The organism is Homoserinimonas sp. A447, assembly GCF_054489325.1.
Map to the genome: position 1 here is coordinate 1433311 of NZ_JBTMWW010000001.1, position 16491 is coordinate 1449801.

Below are 16491 nucleotides of genomic sequence, written 5' to 3' on the forward strand. Positions count from 1 at the left end.
TGATGCGCAATGATTGAACCAAGCTATCGGTAATCAGTCAGTGAGCCCGCTCGATCGCGGCGAGCCGCTCATCCTGGGTGAGAGCACCAGCGAACGGAGAGTTCTGTCGAAGCTCCCGTCCTTGTGGGGTGTCGGCGAGCATGCCGGCGATGAGCACGTCGAGCGGGCTGTTGATCAGTTCGGCCCATCGGTTCACCCATGACTGACCGATCGGGGAGGTTAGCCTTGTGCGGAGGCGGTCCAAGTTTTTCGGTGCTACCGCGAGAACTCGTTGCGGATCCTCGCGGAGCTTTCGTGCGAGCTCCCGGTGCAACTCCATCGTTACCCGTTCCTCTCGGCGGTTGTTGAAGACCTCGATGTGGGGGCTGCGTCCCATAATGTTCAGGGCACGCTGGAGCGTTCCAAGTTGGATCCGGCCGTCCCGTTCGGACTGCTCCATGCGGGTGACGGTGCTCGGAGCCACACCCAGGTTCTCCGCGAGTTCACGCACGGTCCACCCCACTGCGCGGCGGGTGTCCGCGATCGTTGTCGACATCTTCACATCCTTTGTTGCATCGTAGTGCAACAAGTTCGATCGTGCCCAGATTCCGTGTCGGCTCACAGAGAACCTCCGTGTGGCACTTCGACGAACCGGCGGACGGTTGTCGCGGGCTGGTGCGCAACGTACATTCAAGTCATGGAGGACCTAGATACCCCCAACTGTCCGCAGTGCCTGACCCGATGCGAGCCGCACGGCGAAGACATCCTGGCCTGGTGGTGCCCTCTGTGTAAAATCGTGCGCTCGGTGTAGTCATGGATCCGGTCATCGAACTCGCCTTCATCGCCCCCTGGGTGAGCGGTGGCCTGCTCGTCCTGACCACGATTACAGCGGTCCTGGCCGCGATACTTCGCCGAAAGCACCTGTGATGCCGGGAGAATAGGGTCATGAACCTTGTCGCCGCAATCGCCCCGAAACTGCACGAGCCTGACGGCACACGGGAGATGCGGGAGATCCCGTCGGTGGGTGCCGACTACGACTCGGCGAAGGCAGGCCTTGATTCGCAGGTGCCCGAGGGGTGGCTGCTGCTCTACATCCGTCAAGCATGATGTCGGCCTGACGGCCTACACTTTCTAATCGCAGAGGCCGGCTGCTCGAGCGGAAGGAACCGAGCATCATGGCCATGCACCACTCCCAGCAGGATGCTGTCGGCGCTGCAGCGCGACGAAGGCTCGACCCCCGCCCGGCATGGCACCCAATCCTCGCCGCACGCGAAACAGAACCCGGCGTCTGGTACCTAGTCGACACCCTGGAGAAGTGCTATGGCATCATCAGGATTATCCGCCGTGGTGGTGAAGTCGGCTACCGGGCCGTGACGTGGGCACCAGAACCGGCCGACCGTCAGTTGATCGGCTGCTACCGGTCGTTGCGGGGCGCATGCGAGGCAACACACCATCGGTTCCTGCGTGCCGGCCAGCCGGGTCGACACCCCAACGGATTGGCGGGCTAGTCCAGGTCGATCGGCTCCACCAGCTGGGGCCCGTCGTTCTTCACGCCATTTACCGCTTTCGACACCGGGTAGTAGGCGAGCCTGTGAGCCATCTCCAGCGACGCCTGGTCGAGCATCGCCAACCGGTCCCCGTTGTCGAGGTGGTCACCCAGCCAGTCGTCGAAACTGTCCGGGGTGAGGCACGCCGGCATCCGGTCGTGCACCTCCCCAGGGGCGACGTGGGCGTCTCGGGTGATGATCGCCATCGACAACCGCCACCGGTCTGGATCATCCTCCGCCTTACTGCGGTCCCGCCACGGCCGGATGATCCCGGCCATTGCCAAATCGTCGCCCGGTTCATGAATGAAATAGGGCTGCTTGCCACCGTTCTGCAGCTGCCACTCGTAATAGCCGAGAGCGGGCACGATGCACCGGTGCGAGGTGAATGGGTCCCGGAACAGTCCGTTGGTGGCCACCGTCTCCATGCGAGCGTTGATGATCGGCTTCCCGCCGCCGAACGTGGGTGACGAAGGGGAGACGATGCCCCATCGCACCATGGCCACCTCCCGCTGACCGTCGCGCTGCCGGATCACCGGCACCTGATCGGTCGGGGCGATATTCCAGGCCGGCCGCCAATCCCGGAAATCGCCACCGCGGGCCACGTACTCCTGGATGAGGTCATCGACCTCCTTGTTCATTGCGAAACGACCGCACATCAGGGTGTCTCCAGCCCGCCCGGCAGGTATGGGATATCCCGAGCGCCTTGGTTAACGAGTTGGTCGCGTACAGATCGCAGGGATGGCAGCATGCTGTCTGTCCACCGGTCTACCTCGCCCATCAGGATTTGTGAGTCCATCAGGGCGAGGACGTCGACGGCTTCCTGCTCTGTGATGTTGATCTGGATCATTCCCCCATCCTCTACCACGGCCACCTCCGCGAGGTATCACGAATGAGAGACAGGTCCACGATTTCAATGAGATGAACTGCTAGCCAACATCGCGTTGACTACCCGCTCATAAGCCGGGCCCATGGATCAGACCTGACCCATGAGCGTCCTCCAGTCCGGACACTGGGCCACGGTTTCGTCTGATTGCGTCGAACCAGGGAGCATCTGGCAGTGATGTTTCCTTGACCGGCGGGTATGCGACGCCGGCGCGAATGAACTCGTGGGCCCGACACCCGTTCGAATGTTTGGCCGCATCTGGTGCGCGGTGGCATGCAGCGTCGGCGCGTGGCGGCGGCGTAGACGTCTGATACAGAGGAGGCATAGTTTAAGTCGCCGTGACTCAGTGGCCGTTTGTGCTGTCTGTGCCCTCTTCTTTGTCGTACCGTATGACTGCGTGTAGCGGCGGGCTGGGCGGCCCGATGGGTACTGGCCGCGCTGGCGTGAGGTGGCCACTTGCCCCATCGAGCATTGATCGCACTTTCTCTTCAGAGAGGATCACCCCCTTACCCACCTGCGACACCTGGGATATCAGTGATGGAGGACTTTCCTTTTCCAGCCAGCTGACGAGCAGATACTCTTCCGTCGCTTCCGACACTGCACCGTCGTAGGCGACGTCTCGACCGCGAGCGTGCACCCGGACCCGGTAGGTGCCGGGGCCGAAACCGTCGAGCCGAGGCCAGTCCGGCATCGGTTTCTCCCAGATTCCGCAGAGAACCAGTGGACCGTCGTCGACGATGACCGAGAACTCCGCTACGTCTTCCCACGACGCTTCGACCGCCTCCGGACGACTTGGCCGGCACTCGACCGTGACGCCAATGGGTCCGGACCACACGCCGGTGACGAGTTCCAAGTACTCCACCCAATCGCGGACGAGACCTGTTTTCTCGACGCCTGAACCAAGGGGAGGCAGAGGCAGCTCACAGTTCAGAAATCGCACACTATGCCATTGAGCCTGAACTTCGATTCGCTTGCTCACCTCTGCCTCCCTCTCTCAGCCTGTGACAGTGACGTAGAATTGGTCGCGGTCGATTATCCGATAGGGCAGGAAGACTTTGCTTTGCAGGTCGGACCCTGCCTTGCTGTTCTCAGCAGCGTTGATCATACAGACGCTGTACCCCAACGCGCCGGTAGAGGATTCACCTGGCAGCGTGATTTGACACCAGTCGAACGTTCTCGCGGTGCCCCCGCCTGTATAAGCCCCTTGGTAAGTAGAAGCAAACGGGTATTCATCGCAGTTCGTGTTGATGTCCGGCCGAGGCATGCTGCCGTCTAGCGGACATGCGGTGTCCCGGTTCAATTGTTGCAACGCGGGATTGACCATTCTGTACAGCGGATTTGGATATTCCCCTGGAAGCCCGGACGCTTGGGCCGCAGCGACGTGCGCGCCGAACGTCGGGAATTGCGACATTGAGTAGTAGCCGGTGCCGGTTACGTAGCCGGGGACTGCGCATCCGGCCGGCCCGCCCGGGAGAGCGTCGTCGCAACGTACGTAAGCTGGGTCACCGGTGCGGATGATGGTCGAGTAACCGACTGCGGAATCGAAGTAGAGACTCCATTGGGGTTTGACCTTTGTCACTTCGTCGGGCCCGCCGAGCCAGGTGTAGTAGGACTCGCCGTACGCACTCGTTGTTAGCGTTGGCTGTTGCGGCAGAAACGTGGTGCCGGGAAGCATATTAGAGCAGGACCAGACGCAAGCGGCGGACCCTGATACGGTCATTCCCGCTGCTGTCCCGGTGATGCTCCATGGCGAAATTTCTATCTGATTTCCCCATGTGGTGTTGTCCCTCACGGTGTAGATGTAGTTGTACATCACGAAATCCATCCTGCCAGTGGTCCTCCATTTCGTCTTGTTGACTCGTTCCTGCACTTCGACGAAACCTCCGAAAGCACCGCACTGCTCGAAGCGGTTCACCCAGTACGTGTTGTCTACCCCGTGACTTTTGCACCAGCTCGGGAGCGGAAGGACCGACGAGGTGGTCATGTCCCCCTCAGATCTCATGGAATTGTCGTCGTTTGGTCTGACCTGCGCTCTAGGATCCGGCGTTCCTATTCCGACGCAGATGGAAATTCCATCTCTGTCGGCGGGAGTGCAATCTCTCGTGGGCTGGGACTGCAACTCCTCGATCCGGACCGGCTGGCCGGGCTCAAGCACCTGGCCACTACTAACACTCACCGCGTCGACGGTGAAACCGTCGTTCGGGTCGAGGTCCGAGGGCACGGTCGGGAACACTGGAGGGGCGGTGTTGTCGGCCTGGGACACCATCGCGCTCGGGGCGGTGCTGTCAGCGGTTGCGGGAAGCGAGGCAGCGCCGATTGCCGTGAATGTTAGCGCGGTGATCCCGATAATGCTCAGTAGTGCGCGTGGTTTATTGAGGGTGTTCAACGTTCCTCCCAGTCACTTCAGGTTGAGACCTGAATAGGCCTCACACTCGTGACCGTAGCGTGACCCTGCCGTGGACGGCAATACCCCACTTTTAATCCATCCTCACGTTCGGACGCAGAGCCCTTCCGTGCCACCTAGGACATCGACGAGACGTTTGCTCGCTGAGGATTCCAGTCACACAAGTGCGGTCCGTTTTCGTCAAAGTGCATCTCACTGAAATCGTGTGCCCGATGAGAGATAGCATGCGGTAGTCCGCGAGGCACGACGCGATACGCGGGATCATGCCTGCATTTCCACTCAATAGGGCAAGATAGACGGATAATGACTGGAATTCCAATCCCTCGAATGAGGACCTCAGAGTGGGAAGCGTCCATTGGCGAGACGCTCAGGCAGCTGCGCATCGAAAACGAGTTCACCCAAGCGCAGCTGGCTGAGCGAGCCAACCTCTCGCGCTCCGCAGTCCAAGGGCTTGAGCTCGGCTCCGGATCAAGGTTGCACACGCTTATTGCAGTTCTGAGAGCGCTCGACCGTCTCGACCTGCTTCTCCAACTCCTGCCCGAGGAAGGCCCGTCGCCAATGGAACTACTCAGGCTCGCCAAGAAGACGCATCCGGAGCGCTATCGATCCAGGTAGAAGCCGAACCTCCGAGTCGTGCATCACGTAGACCAACCATGAACACTGAGAGGCGCGCCACGCTCGACTGGAACTCAGCTTCCGCACGGGTTGCTACTTGCGGTCGATTGCTAATCAATGGTCGGCGCACTCCGTGTCATCACACACGCACGAGCGAGCTGAATTTGTTAGCGCCTTGTACTGGCCCCCGGCAGCAGCGGCACCGGTGCGAAGGCGAATCATCCGAGCCTCATCGAACGGCACACCGTTGACGATCTTGGTGGTCCGGTCTGCCCAGGTCTTCGCCGCTAACGGGAAGAAACCGTCACCGTCCAGCGCGTATGCCTGGCGGCGCAACAGTGCCCACCGGGTGGCGTCTTCAGCTGCCTCGAAGACGTCCTGGTGGAGGTCCTCGGTCTTGTTTCGGAGGCTCAGCACTTCCAAGTAGTCGCGGGTTCGCTCCCAAGAGTGGGACGCGCGAAAGAAGATCTCCACGGACTCGTCCGAGAGCGGCTCCGTCATCGGTGCGAGGGAGATGTCACGTCCGATGTCGGAATGGGATGCAGGCATCATGTCGGTTGCGTTGTGCCAGGACCCGAACGCTTCCCCTCCGGGGGTGCGGATGGCGCCGGTGCTGTCGCGGTTCATGCGCCGGAACGGGTCGTCGTCGTCGAGGGTTGAAATGACATCGTGGAGTAGGCCGGCCATCAGGACGGAGTGGTACTCGGGCATTCGCCGGGCGAAGGTGCGCATCTCCGTGTCGATCTCTTTGCGCATGCGCAGGGAGTAGAGAGGAGTGGTTAGTGCGATCGCCCAGCGTTGAACCCAGTCTTTCGGGCCGAATGTTGAGGTTGATGGGGTTTCATGGATGTTCACACTTGAACTGTCACCGGAGCCGTGGCGAGAGTGTGTCGCCGTCTACCTGAAAGAGCTTTCCGGCCCCGGCAACGATGTCAGGACTCGATGAAGCCCCTAGCGCTGTTCCCTCCTCCCCGATTTCCACCGGTTTCAACCGCGGCATCGAAGGTTTCCACCAACTGGTGGATGGCGATATCCCAATCGAATAAAGGCAAGCAAGGTTAGTGGAATACCTATTTCAACCATTTCAACCAACTTTTCTACTACTTACATAAAGACTCAGTGAGTGTGTGTCTACTGACGTGACACTGTCTTGTCTTCCTATGTAGGAGTGCTTTTGTTGGTCGAAATGGTTGAAATGACGCTTCGAGGTGCCCACATCCCAGCATTGGCGGGGCTGCAGCAATCCACCTGCCGGTAGAAACGGAAGGGAAACGGGTGGAAAGGCGGTGGATTTCCGAGCGCGGGAAGCCCGCCGGTCAGCTCAGTTCAGTTCTGGTCGTCGCCGAGGTCGTCGCTGGTCTCGTCGCCCTGCTTCAGCAGGTCCTTGACGGCGACAGGAACGCCAGATACTTCCTGAAATCTCCAGGTGTTGAGCGCGGGTTTGCCTTCTGGCGTGCGCCGCGTGAGTCCCTCCGGCGTGAGCCCTTCGTCCCAGACGCTGTTCCAGGCGCCTGTCTGCTGCTGACCGTGCTGGATCATCTCCGGGTAAGCGTCCTGGGCGGCGTTGAATGCCACGGGGTAGAACAGGATTACGTGCCCGAACTTGGGTGAGTTGACCACCCGGCCGATGCACTCTCCGTTCGGCTTCAGCCCGCCCTCGATGCCGGTGTTCTTCACCCAACCGAGCGACATGTTGATCAGGGTGTTCTCCGACAAGTCGTCGGTCACTGGTGGGATCAACGGCGCCGCAGCGTTGATGACGTGGGCGCGACCGGACTCCAGGAGGGCTGCGACGGCACGCAGCGTGGAGCGTCCCGGAGAGTACTGCTGGTTGTCCATATGGGCGTTGTGGACGCCGTCGACGAGGTCTTTCACCAGGCCCTTGTCGGTCAGCATCGATATGGTCTTCGCGTCCGCTCCGACCGTGATCGCGAGCTTGTGCAGGAGTGAGATGCTGAGGATGATGTCCGCAGCGAGGCTGGAGACACGCTTCAGAGATCCGGGCGGGGTGCCCAGTTCCTTCATCATGATTTGGACCTTGTTCTGGGTGCTGAGGACCCGGTCCTGCATCTCTTCGATGTAGGCCAGCCATCCGCCATCCATGCGGCTTGAGGTGTAGATCACGTACTTGATCAGGTGCGCGGTCAGGCGTGCGGGGGTGCCATCCTCGAACGCGATCCGCTCCAGCTCATCCGTTGGTTCGCGCGACTCGTTCAGCTTGCCCGGGCCGAGGAACGCCGGGATCAGACGTTCCTTCACAGACGGGGTGGTGAGGGTGTGCTCCGCTGTGATCACGAACTGTGCGATCGGCTTGTTCGACTTCCGGGAGGTCATGTTCGCGTTCATGCGACCCTTAGCGGCGTTGTTGAAGATGTTCCGAGTCAGGTCAGCAAGCTTCGCGTTCTCAGCCTCAGCCTGAGCCTTCACCGCGGACGGCGCCATGTCATCTGCGACCCAGATCGGGGTGCGTGCGACACAGTGCTCGATGAAGGTGATCGTGTCCTTTGCGGAGCCGGGCAGCTGGTCAACCCAGCAGTGCTTGTTCCGTGCCCAGAACGCCATCATCCGCTGCGCGCCGAAGCTCTTACCAGAGCCCTTCGGGCCCCACAGGAAGATGGTCGCCTTCGGGCGGAGTGGCACGACCGGGCGGAGCGCCCCGCCGAGGATGAGCGCGGTGGTTGACGCTTCCGTGAACGGCTTGTTTCGGACGTACGCGTCGAGGACAGCCTCGAGATCCACCCGGACCTTCTCCCGGTACTTCGGGTCGTCGTAGTCGCCGACTGGGAGCTTCTCCCCGACACCGTACTTCGAAGCCACGTTCAGCTCGCGGTTATCGACTCCTCCGATAGCAGCGCCCCCAGCGGCATCGCCGACGACCTGGTCGCCGATGAGGAACACGGGGTGGCCTCCCGGTACCGGCACCCATCCCATCTGCATCCAGCGGGTGCGCTTGACGATTTCGTCGTCGCGGTGGCTTTTCATTGCCTTCAGCCACTTCTCAGCGTCCCTGTTGGTTGGTGGCCATTCCGGGAGGTGGAATACTGCCGATGGGATGCTGACCTCACTCTTACGGGCCCACTCTCGGGGAAACTCGTTCAAGACCACGCTCTCCGGTCCGGTGATCGTCGCTGTTTCCACCCGGCCGTCGGCGTTGAGCCAGGCGATTTCGACCTCGGTTTGGGTGTCTTCGATCTCATGGGCACGGACGTTGTTGTCGAACTCTCCGGTGCGCAGTTCGTCGTCGGTGGGCTGGCGGCGCTGTTCGCTGATTGAGATGCGACCGCCGAAGTTCAGCACCCTTTTCCAGTGGTAGGCGGTGACTTCGCCGTTCGGGCCGCCCTTGATCGGAACGCACTCCTCGGTGGACAGACCGTCCTTAGAGATCCGCCAGGCGCCGGGGATGTCTTCTGCGTGGACGACGGGCGCGTCGGGGAGCCCGCTGGTCATGTGCTCGAGCAGATCATCCCAGGTGCCGACCTTGGCGAGGAAGTCGTCGATGCCGGCCTTCTCGATTCCGGCGCTCAGAGCCACCATGGGTGACAACAGTCGGACCCGGTCGACGTTCTCCCGGGCCTCGAGGTTCTCCCACAGCTTTGCCGCCGCTCTCCAGACGTGGATGTTCGAGTCGAGGTCAGCGTCGAAGGCGATCCATGCTTCACGTCCCCGGAGCTTGATGTGCCGCCAGTCTGCCGGGTTCTGTCCGGTGTTGTTGATCCCGGCGATGGAGACGATGAGGATGCGCTCGGCTTCCGGGATGTTCCTCAGCAGCTGGAGGAGGCGCTCGCTTGCGCCTTCGCTGCCGTCGCTGAGTTCCGCCCAGGTGGCACCGTACTTGTGCAGGTAGGCGGTGAGAGCGGAGTCTCCCTTGAGAAGGCCTTCTGTGATCATCACGACCGGTGTTGTGTCGATCCAGGAGGCCGGCACGGTTGGGTGGGCATCGAGGGGCGTACCGCTGCCGGCGATGAACTCGTACTTCACGGGCTTGCCATAGTCGTTGTTCTCTGGCCGGCCGGGGCGCACCTGGAAGGTGAACGGGATCGCCGGCTCACCGGTCTTGTCGGCGTCCTGAATGTCGGCCAGGGAGTACCACGGCATCTGCATGCCGTTGCCTCGACCGTTCAAGATTCGCTTCAGCCGCATGCCCTGCTTGGTTGCGCCCTGCACTCCCATCAGGCGCATCTCCGGGGCGAAGTTCGACGAGTCGAGCCTCTTGTAGCCGCGGGCGGCTGCTACCAGCGGAGCCACCCCGGAGTCAGCGAGCTTCTCCGCGCCGGACCCGGTGATGAAGGCGGAATAGTCGGCTGCCACGAACGGGGGCAGGTCGACCTCCACAGCCGGTTCCAGGAGCGGAACAGCCGAAGCGGTGTTGGCCGCGTCCAGCTCCGGCTCTGCGCGCGTCACCTCAGCTGGACCGGCGATTGGGTTCACCGGCTCATCGGGCCGCGGTGCACGAGCAGCCTCGTCCGAGTCGTGGTCCTGTGCTGATTCTTGGTTGGACAATTTGTCCCTCTCTGCCACTGCACGAAGCGAGTGGTCGGCGTGTAGAGGATCGACTGGTGTCGATCCCTCGCCGTGAGACCTATGCGCAATGTTTGAGGAGGTGGGAGTTTCGAAACCCGGCAGTCAAATACAGGCTTCGAGTGCGCCCTTTCCGGCTCCTGCCAGCTTGGGCGGAGCACCCGGCGATGACCGACCCATGCCGCGGTCGAGTCGGCGGTAGCCGCTGACACACTCCATTCGAATCGTTAACATCAAGCAAGTGGCAACAGGGTGCTACTAAGAGGGGTACTACTAGAAGTGCAGTGCCGCTGCGCAGCGCGACACCCTCTCGACAGTGGACTCTTCCCTGGTGGTGACCACTGCCGCCCAAGCCCGGCCGGGACTCAACCTTCGAAGGCGTCGCTAGTGCGAGGTCGCGGGACAGTGCACCTCGCGAGAGCATTCTCGAATCGCAAAGCGCGCCACCAGTCAACGGCACGTCTCAGGGGCTCGGCGACCGTGACGGTGACGGAACGGTCAGGCTGACCGTGCGCGACATCGTCAGTGGTAGTACCACCTGATGACAGCTCAGCGGTGATGGGTCAGCGCTCGACGCATCAGACTCGATGCTCTCCGCACGACCTTGTGTGTCGCCAGCGACTATCAGCCTGAACGGGTCGGCCTCTCAAGAACAGGGTGCTGCGATGCGAAAGCGCGGGGTCCGTCTCCCAACCGTTGGCGGAATCAGACCGGCCGAGGGAGACGGGGCCAAGGCAGGATGCTCCAGACTGGCGTCGCCTGGTTGTCCACCGTGGAAGGTCTGTTTTTGTAGGGAAGACGCAACTCTCCCCTTCCCATCTCCTCAGGGGATTTACGGCATCTCTGGAACCTCGGTCCATGTTCCTAAGTGGCCGTATATCCCGAAGCTTCGGCGAACCGCCGGAGGTCGCCCGAATCTACGCATGCTGGGTTATATGACCGATCAAAGTCCTCGTCTCTCTCCCGGCTCTGCTCAGGATGCCGCCGCACCCACCGGCACTCAGGAGTCCTCACTTCCCCCTTCGACGGTGCATGAGGATTGTGTGCCCAAGGCTGTCCCGAGTCTTGCAGCAACCCGCCGAGGACCATCCTCGAGCGCCCGCCCTATGCCTGCTGTTCATGCCTCGAAAGTCCCCACGCGTAATGGCTCGATTCACTCCACCACCGCGATGCGGCGCGACCCGTACTGGGACGGTTTGTGGGCCCCGGGAGCGCAGGCACATTGGTCGACGCGGGCGTCGCTGGAGCGGCGGGCAGAGATCGATGGCGCCCGGGTGAACCGCAGGTTTCTCCTCAACGAAAAGGAAGCCATAGAGGTTCTCACGTCCCCACGAAATCGACGGGAACGCCTCGCCTTCTGGGGCGTTCTGGACTCCTGGCGCACGGTCACCGCACAGCAGGCTGCTGCCTTCACCGGATGCGATGCCCTTGATACACCAACCACCAAAATGGTGGCTGCATCGTTCAGTCTCGGCGTCATCGACATCGCAACTTTCCCGGCCGCGCTAACAGCACAGCCCGGCTTCGACGGACGCTCCCTGTTCCGGCCCAGCGCCACCGACGCGTACAAGCGTCTGATCGCTCCGACCTTGACGTGGCCAGAGCGTGTTCAAGTGACCGCCGGCTATCCGTGGGCGACCGGTGGTCAACACGATCGCCACAACGTTCTCGCCGCAGAGCTCGCACTGCGCGCCACGGAGCACTTGCACATCGCCGGTACCCTCGGCGAGAAGCTGGCCAGCGTCGACCTCCTCGCTGGATCCGGGCTTGGCAAGAGGCTGAGCAGACCCGACAACCGGCGTGCGGATGGTGTACTTATCCGCCCAGACGGAATGCGTATCGTCCTTGAGGTCACCGCATCGGCATCGAAGGCACTCAAGGAAAAGGTTCGCCGATGGGCCAAGCTACTCTCCGAACGGCCACTCGAAACTTCCGGACTCGTTGTGGCCTTCGTCGCCGCCCCCCACCCGGAACGACTCCGCACCGGCCGCGACCCCCGCTCTGAGTTGATAACGGCGATCGCGGAAGTACTCCGTGAGTTTCCGGGCACCGGCCGGGACTCGGCCGCGGCGCGGATCGGTGTCGTCTCCTGGGACAAATGGTTCCCCGGCCGCCACCTCATGTCGAAGGAGTTCTTCGAGCTGCGGTGCGACTTCGCGTTGAAACCTGAGGTGCACGGTGCCGGCAAGTGGGTGTCTCGGTCGCTGCTGAACGAGTATCCGTTCGAGCCCTGGCGCACCTTCAACCCGATCGCGGTGCTGCAGAATCAGGCGCTGCTTGGTGCAACCCCGTTCTGGTTCCGGAAGGGCGACCACACGCACCTGATCGGCACCCCAGCGCAGCGCGAAGGATTACGAATCCCGCAACCCACCCCAGCCCGAGCATACCGAGCGGGCACTGGTGTCGCCGGCCAGCCCCGTGGTGCTGTCGGCAAGGTCACTCTGCCGGAACGGCTGCGGATCGTGTTCTAAACATTGCCGCACATCGAGCTTGAACCGACGAGCCACCTTCACCGCGACCGGCCGTCCCGGGGTCTGTTTTTTACGGCCGCAGCTGAGTCGGCGGCAGCAGCGGCGGCGTCTCGTCGTCCCGGAACCGGGTGAACCCGTAGTACCCGAGCCGTTTGATGAGGACGCCGGCAGCGTGCTGGTGCCATTCCTTGACCGCCCAGCGGAGCGTTCGGAGATCCAGCGGTGCGGCTCCTGGCAGCTCCTCCCCCGCGAACTCCGTCAGGAGTTCGCTGATCACCGCTTCCTCATTCATAAGCGTGCCTGGCGGACAAGTCAGCACGAACCGTTCGTAGATTAATCCCTGCCACTGGTGGGTCGGCAAAGGGAGAAGGACCGGCCACATTGGAAGCCCGGCGGGCCAGACACCACCGAGCCGCATGGTCATAGCTTGGCCATTCGGAGTCTCGAGCCATCGGAGTCCAGCCTCGTGAGCGCGGTTCCGAGACTCGGCTGAGTCCGGCCACGCTCCTGCGCTCCCACTGTCGCGCCGCTCCGACATGTGCAACGCGCCACGAGACGCTGTAGAGGTTGACTTTGGCTGGGCCTTCAGTGCTTTGTCCCACGCGTTCTGCTGCACCGCGGCGTTGATCGGGATGGTCGGCGCCGTTTCCGCCCAGGAGAACTCCTCCGACGCCGGCTTCTCAGCCTCTTCGACAAGAGTAGCCCTTCGTTTCTCTGTCTCTCGGATCAGTTCAGTCAACTGAGCATGGCAGCGGTCGATGTCGGGATGGGTGAGCCCTTCCTTGGTGAGCTCACACTCGTCGACCGGGATCAGCAGCAGCCGGCCGCGGATCGGTTCCGTGCCGTTCCAGCGCCGCATCACCGACACATCGATCGTCGCCACCTGCTCCTGCTGCGGGTTAATCCACAGTATCGGCCTGGTGCGGGACGCGGCGAGTTGCACAGCGTTCAACTTCACGATGCCTTCGGCGCCGGAAGTTCTGAGCTGACTGCCGCCATGCCCAAACAGCCAGACGTCCGGAATCCGATTCTTCTCGTACCAGTCGTGACGCTCAGTCCAGTTGTCGATGGTGACGTTCGAGTACTGTGGCTCGAACGCGACCTGAGAGCCGTCTGGCCACTCGACAAGGATGTCGGTGCGCCGCGCCCGGGTCCCGTCAGGGTCTCGCTCCAGCCTGGCCACAACTGTGGCGTCCTGCGCGGCCGCCCAGCGCTGGATAACCCCTTTCGCAGCGATGTGGAACTCGGACTCTGGTCCGTGGTTGCCGGCACCGTTGGTCTTGTGCGCAAACCCTTGCCGCTTCGTTCTTCGGGCGATCACGATAAGGTCCGCGTCAGCACAGTCCGCAACCGCGCATTTCAGTGCCGTCCTCGTGAAATCGCGGATGGCCTCCGCGGTGCCGTTCTCAATGAAGTAAAGGTCCTGCCGGCCGTCCCGGTATGCAGCGAACAGGTGCCGGCGCTCACCGCGTCGGAACTGTTGGATCTCTTCGACTGTGTGGGTCATGTTCGGATGCTACCGGCCAGCCATGACATTCCCTCAGCGGTCTGTGCGACGAAGCCCGGACCCGGTCGCCAACGGGTTGGCGAAAACGAATCGGAACCCTCACAAATTCTTGATGAGATCGGTTAGCCTCCGGGCATGGATGTGGACGCCCTATTCGACGCCGCGATCGCCAGCTTGTCTGGCCGCAAGTTCTGTATTGCCTATGCCCCGGCCATCGTGCCGTCGAAGCCGGGTCTGTATGCGATCTACGCGCCTGAAGCTGTGTGGACAACCCTGGGCGTGACCTCCAGCGTGGATGATGGGCCTCTCTATGTCGGCAAGTCCGAAGACGACCTTCTCGGGCGCGAGGTATTCACTCATTTTAACGCGACCGCTACCCGCAAACCTGCCACCGGTTCGTCGACGGTGCGCCGCTCGTTTGCTGCCCTCCTCCGTGCCGAACTGCACCTGAAATCGCAGGCCAGGAATCCGGAGAAACCAGCTGACTTCGCCAGTTACGGCCTCGTCGGCGATGGAGACCGCAACCTCACAGCCTGGATGGCCGAGAACTTGGAACTCGCCATCTGGGAGAAGCCCGCCATTACAGATCTTGCGCTCAGAGATATTGAGACCCAGGTCATCCGCCATTGGGATCCGCCAGTCAACATCCACAAAGCCCCCACAAGCCGACACCAGCTGAAAGCCCTTCGGGCGCTGCTCGCACGCGAGGCACGTGAACGGGCGAACCTCGCCGAAGTGTTCAATACCTGAAGTCGAATATCTTTGCGCGCAGGCGAGATGGTGCGCAGCACGGTCAATCGTTCTAGAGCACTACGCCCCTGCGTGGCTCTTTGTCCATCCAGGCTTCTCCGAGCTGCCTGTCTCCGTTGGCGTCGGACCACCGCAGGACGAACTTGACGCCGAACGACTTGCCGTTGCGCATGCGCTCGCCCTCGAACTCGATATTCTCCTCGAACTCACCGGGCCAATACTTCGGTCCATTGAACTGAAAATCACCGAGCGGCGCTTCCATTGATAGGTCGCGAACGACGACGCCGGGCTGTGTGTTGCTCAACGTGTACACATCGTTCGAACGTACGGCGTCGATCCTCCACGCAGGTCGCGGTAGCGGCACGCTGCGCTCAGCGTCAATGCGTGCCTGTATCTCCTCGCGGCCTTCGGCCAGGCCGGCAGCGTACCCCCGCTGATAGGCATCAAGGTCAGCGGCGGCGACCCGCTGAGAAACAAGCGTGTTCAGCGCCTCGACCTCTTCGCGCGCCGCTGCAAGATTAGCTGCCGCAAGGTTGCGGTCACTCTCTGTGTCCCTCTGGAGTCGGACAATCTCCTCGACGGCCGTTCCACTAATGCGCACGGCGTCAGCGCGGGCGGCAACGAGCTCGTCCCGAGATGCGCGTTGCTTCCCTGTTGTCGTTGGGCGCACGGTCGCCAGCCAACGGAACGGACGCAGGATCGGGCGCCAGAACTTCTTTCGCACGGTGTCACTGAAGACCGCTAAAACACCAGCCAGAACCAACCCGCCCACGACTACGACGCCAAGAGGCAGCCACCAGAGCCTGAGCCAGTCGTCAGCAGTCACGATCCAAGGATACCGATGAGCAACGAGGAAGATTCGGACGCTGACTCAGACCGTCCTTCGCACTGACCTCCCGAGGAGCACGATAGTTCGGGCGATGTCTCCGCTCGGTGGAGTCGCGGGAAGTCAGGTGTCAGGTTTCGGGGTTCGTGTCCTCGCCTGGAAAGCGTCGTCGGTCGTCGGTGAGGTGCGTGTCGAGACGCCACGGAACGTGCAGCCGCACGGACATTTCCTTTAGCCGAATTACCTCGGCGTCGTCGCCCTCAAGCCTGGCGTGCAGCCAAGCGACCAACATGCAGAACCCGGTGAGCGCGTACATCACCTCGGCGTGGTTTTCAGCCTCGGGTTGTTTTCGGAGGCGCACGACCCCTTCCGTCTCGACAATGAAGTCCAGTGGTGCTTGATGGGTCACGTGCCCGACCTGGGAAAGCACTCGATAGCTCACGGCGAGAAAGCTAATGGAGTCGAGCGCGGCCATGATGCCATCCGTGCCGGTGAACTTCGGAAGCCCCGGGCCGGGAGGGATGGCGTCGCGGAGTTGCCGCTCACGAGTGACCCATTCGGGGTCCTTTGAGTAGCTGGTCATGCCGCTGGCGAGGTCAGCCTGGGCTCGTGCGAGCGTGACGTGCAGCCGATCGACACCGCCAGGAGTGAGGTAAGCCCACTGCGCGGTCACAGCATGCTCGAGCGCCGCGCGGACTAGGGCGCTCGCCTCGTTGCCAAACCCCGCACTGTCTAGTCGGAGGTAGGCCTGCGCGAGCCGCCTAACCCTTTGCACTAACCCAAACAGCACAAGAAACTCGCGCTCGTTGTCGGTCGGGACTGTAATCAACTCTCGATGCCTCGCGTCCTGAATGAACCGGAGCAAGAAGGCACGCATTTCGACGTCAGACGGCAGCGCGGGATCGGTCACCCGACAAATATCCCACGAGGCGGGCACGGCTGTCCCGTGCACGGACAATACACCTCACAACACCTCGCCGCTCCAAGGGAC

The 16491-nt window shown here is 62.0% G+C and carries 15 protein-coding genes; 5 read left to right on the top strand and 10 right to left on the bottom strand.

The genetic code is table 11. The features are described from left to right. Positions 1-37: 37 nt before the first annotated feature. Positions 38-535 carry a helix-turn-helix domain-containing protein gene (locus tag ACX3O0_RS06970; RefSeq protein WP_459107241.1) on the bottom strand — a complete coding sequence of 166 codons (498 nt, stop codon included), beginning with the start codon at positions 533-535 and terminating at the stop codon, positions 38-40. Positions 536-924: 389 nt separating this feature from the next. On the opposite strand from ACX3O0_RS06970, the gene ACX3O0_RS06975 reads away from it, so the two are divergent. Together ACX3O0_RS06975 and ACX3O0_RS06980 are read left to right on the top strand one after the other, a co-directional pair. Beyond that, positions 925-1086 (top strand): hypothetical protein, encoded by a 162-nt coding sequence (locus ACX3O0_RS06975; RefSeq protein WP_459107242.1) that lies wholly within the window; start codon positions 925-927, stop codon positions 1084-1086. A 68-nt stretch (positions 1087-1154) separates the two neighbouring features. Then, positions 1155-1487: a hypothetical protein gene (locus tag ACX3O0_RS06980; protein ID WP_459107243.1), complete on the top strand. Its 333-nt coding sequence runs from the start codon at positions 1155-1157 to the stop codon at positions 1485-1487. Here the strand turns inward: ACX3O0_RS06980 and ACX3O0_RS06985 are convergent. From ACX3O0_RS06985 to ACX3O0_RS07000, 4 genes are all read right to left on the bottom strand, one after another. Further along, the gene (locus ACX3O0_RS06985; protein ID WP_459107244.1) at positions 1484-2182 is read right to left on the bottom strand and encodes an SOS response-associated peptidase; all 699 of its coding nucleotides are present in this window, start codon (positions 2180-2182) and stop codon (positions 1484-1486) included. The two genes, ACX3O0_RS06980 and ACX3O0_RS06985, sit on opposite strands and share 4 nt — an antisense overlap. After that, positions 2182-2373: a hypothetical protein gene (locus ACX3O0_RS06990; protein WP_459107245.1), complete on the bottom strand. Its 192-nt coding sequence runs from the start codon at positions 2371-2373 to the stop codon at positions 2182-2184. The genes ACX3O0_RS06985 and ACX3O0_RS06990 overlap by 1 nt, the downstream gene beginning before the upstream one ends. 379 nt (positions 2374-2752) lie before the next feature. Beyond that, on the bottom strand, positions 2753-3388 hold the full coding sequence (locus ACX3O0_RS06995; RefSeq protein ID WP_459107246.1) for a hypothetical protein: 636 nt from the start codon (positions 3386-3388) through the stop codon (positions 2753-2755). Between the two features lie 15 nt (positions 3389-3403). Further along, a complete protein-coding gene (locus ACX3O0_RS07000) occupies positions 3404-4795 on the bottom strand; it encodes a NucA/NucB deoxyribonuclease domain-containing protein (RefSeq protein ID WP_459107247.1) in 1392 nt (463 codons plus the stop codon). Positions 4796-5140: 345 nt separating this feature from the next. Here ACX3O0_RS07000 and ACX3O0_RS07005 point away from each other — a divergent pair, with 345 nt between their 5' ends. Beyond that, positions 5141-5428 carry a helix-turn-helix transcriptional regulator gene (locus tag ACX3O0_RS07005; RefSeq protein ID WP_459107248.1) on the top strand — a complete coding sequence of 96 codons (288 nt, stop codon included), beginning with the start codon at positions 5141-5143 and terminating at the stop codon, positions 5426-5428. Positions 5429-5542: 114 nt separating this feature from the next. Here ACX3O0_RS07005 and ACX3O0_RS07010 read toward each other — a convergent pair whose 3' ends face one another. Together ACX3O0_RS07010 and ACX3O0_RS07015 are read right to left on the bottom strand one after the other, a co-directional pair. Further along, on the bottom strand, positions 5543-6184 hold the full coding sequence (locus tag ACX3O0_RS07010; RefSeq protein ID WP_459107249.1) for a hypothetical protein: 642 nt from the start codon (positions 6182-6184) through the stop codon (positions 5543-5545). 570 nt (positions 6185-6754) lie between these two features. After that, positions 6755-9928: a toprim domain-containing protein gene (locus ACX3O0_RS07015; protein ID WP_459107250.1), complete on the bottom strand. Its 3174-nt coding sequence runs from the start codon at positions 9926-9928 to the stop codon at positions 6755-6757. Between the two features lie 1187 nt (positions 9929-11115). Here ACX3O0_RS07015 and ACX3O0_RS07020 point away from each other — a divergent pair. Beyond that, the gene (locus tag ACX3O0_RS07020) at positions 11116-12417 is read left to right on the top strand and encodes a hypothetical protein (RefSeq protein ID WP_459107251.1); all 1302 of its coding nucleotides are present in this window, start codon (positions 11116-11118) and stop codon (positions 12415-12417) included. Between the two features lie 70 nt (positions 12418-12487). Here the strand turns inward: ACX3O0_RS07020 and ACX3O0_RS07025 are convergent, their stop codons facing one another. Further along, entirely contained in the window at positions 12488-13924 is a 1437-nt protein-coding gene (locus ACX3O0_RS07025) for a competence protein CoiA family protein (protein WP_459107252.1), read from the bottom strand. 135 nt (positions 13925-14059) lie between these two features. Here ACX3O0_RS07025 and ACX3O0_RS07030 point away from each other — a divergent pair, with 135 nt between their 5' ends. Beyond that, the gene (locus tag ACX3O0_RS07030) at positions 14060-14674 is read left to right on the top strand and encodes a GIY-YIG nuclease family protein (protein WP_459107253.1); all 615 of its coding nucleotides are present in this window, start codon (positions 14060-14062) and stop codon (positions 14672-14674) included. Between the two features lie 52 nt (positions 14675-14726). On the opposite strand, the gene ACX3O0_RS07035 is transcribed toward ACX3O0_RS07030, so the two are convergent. Together ACX3O0_RS07035 and ACX3O0_RS07040 are read right to left on the bottom strand one after the other, a co-directional pair. Continuing rightward, a complete protein-coding gene (locus tag ACX3O0_RS07035) occupies positions 14727-15500 on the bottom strand; it encodes a hypothetical protein (protein WP_459107254.1) in 774 nt (257 codons plus the stop codon). 130 nt (positions 15501-15630) lie between these two features. Then, positions 15631-16410: a hypothetical protein gene (locus ACX3O0_RS07040; RefSeq protein WP_459107255.1), complete on the bottom strand. Its 780-nt coding sequence runs from the start codon at positions 16408-16410 to the stop codon at positions 15631-15633. Between the last annotated feature and the right edge of the window lie 81 nt (positions 16411-16491).

Excerpts from the sequence above, each read along its gene's own strand:
- ACX3O0_RS06970 (WP_459107241.1), bottom strand. The coding sequence starts at position 535 with ATGTCGACAACGATCGCGGACACCCGCCGCGCAGTGGGGTGGACCGTG.
- ACX3O0_RS06975 (WP_459107242.1), top strand. The coding sequence starts at position 925 with ATGAACCTTGTCGCCGCAATCGCCCCGAAACTGCACGAGCCTGACGGC.
- ACX3O0_RS06980 (WP_459107243.1), top strand. The coding sequence starts at position 1,155 with ATGGCCATGCACCACTCCCAGCAGGATGCTGTCGGCGCTGCAGCGCGA.
- ACX3O0_RS06985 (WP_459107244.1), bottom strand. The coding sequence starts at position 2,182 with ATGTGCGGTCGTTTCGCAATGAACAAGGAGGTCGATGACCTCATCCAG.
- ACX3O0_RS06990 (WP_459107245.1), bottom strand. The coding sequence starts at position 2,373 with ATGATCCAGATCAACATCACAGAGCAGGAAGCCGTCGACGTCCTCGCC.
- ACX3O0_RS07005 (WP_459107248.1), top strand. The coding sequence starts at position 5,141 with ATGAGGACCTCAGAGTGGGAAGCGTCCATTGGCGAGACGCTCAGGCAG.
- ACX3O0_RS07010 (WP_459107249.1), bottom strand. The coding sequence starts at position 6,184 with ATGCGCAAAGAGATCGACACGGAGATGCGCACCTTCGCCCGGCGAATG.
- ACX3O0_RS07020 (WP_459107251.1), top strand. The coding sequence starts at position 11,116 with ATGCGGCGCGACCCGTACTGGGACGGTTTGTGGGCCCCGGGAGCGCAG.
- ACX3O0_RS07025 (WP_459107252.1), bottom strand. The coding sequence starts at position 13,924 with ATGACCCACACAGTCGAAGAGATCCAACAGTTCCGACGCGGTGAGCGC.
- ACX3O0_RS07030 (WP_459107253.1), top strand. The coding sequence starts at position 14,060 with ATGGATGTGGACGCCCTATTCGACGCCGCGATCGCCAGCTTGTCTGGC.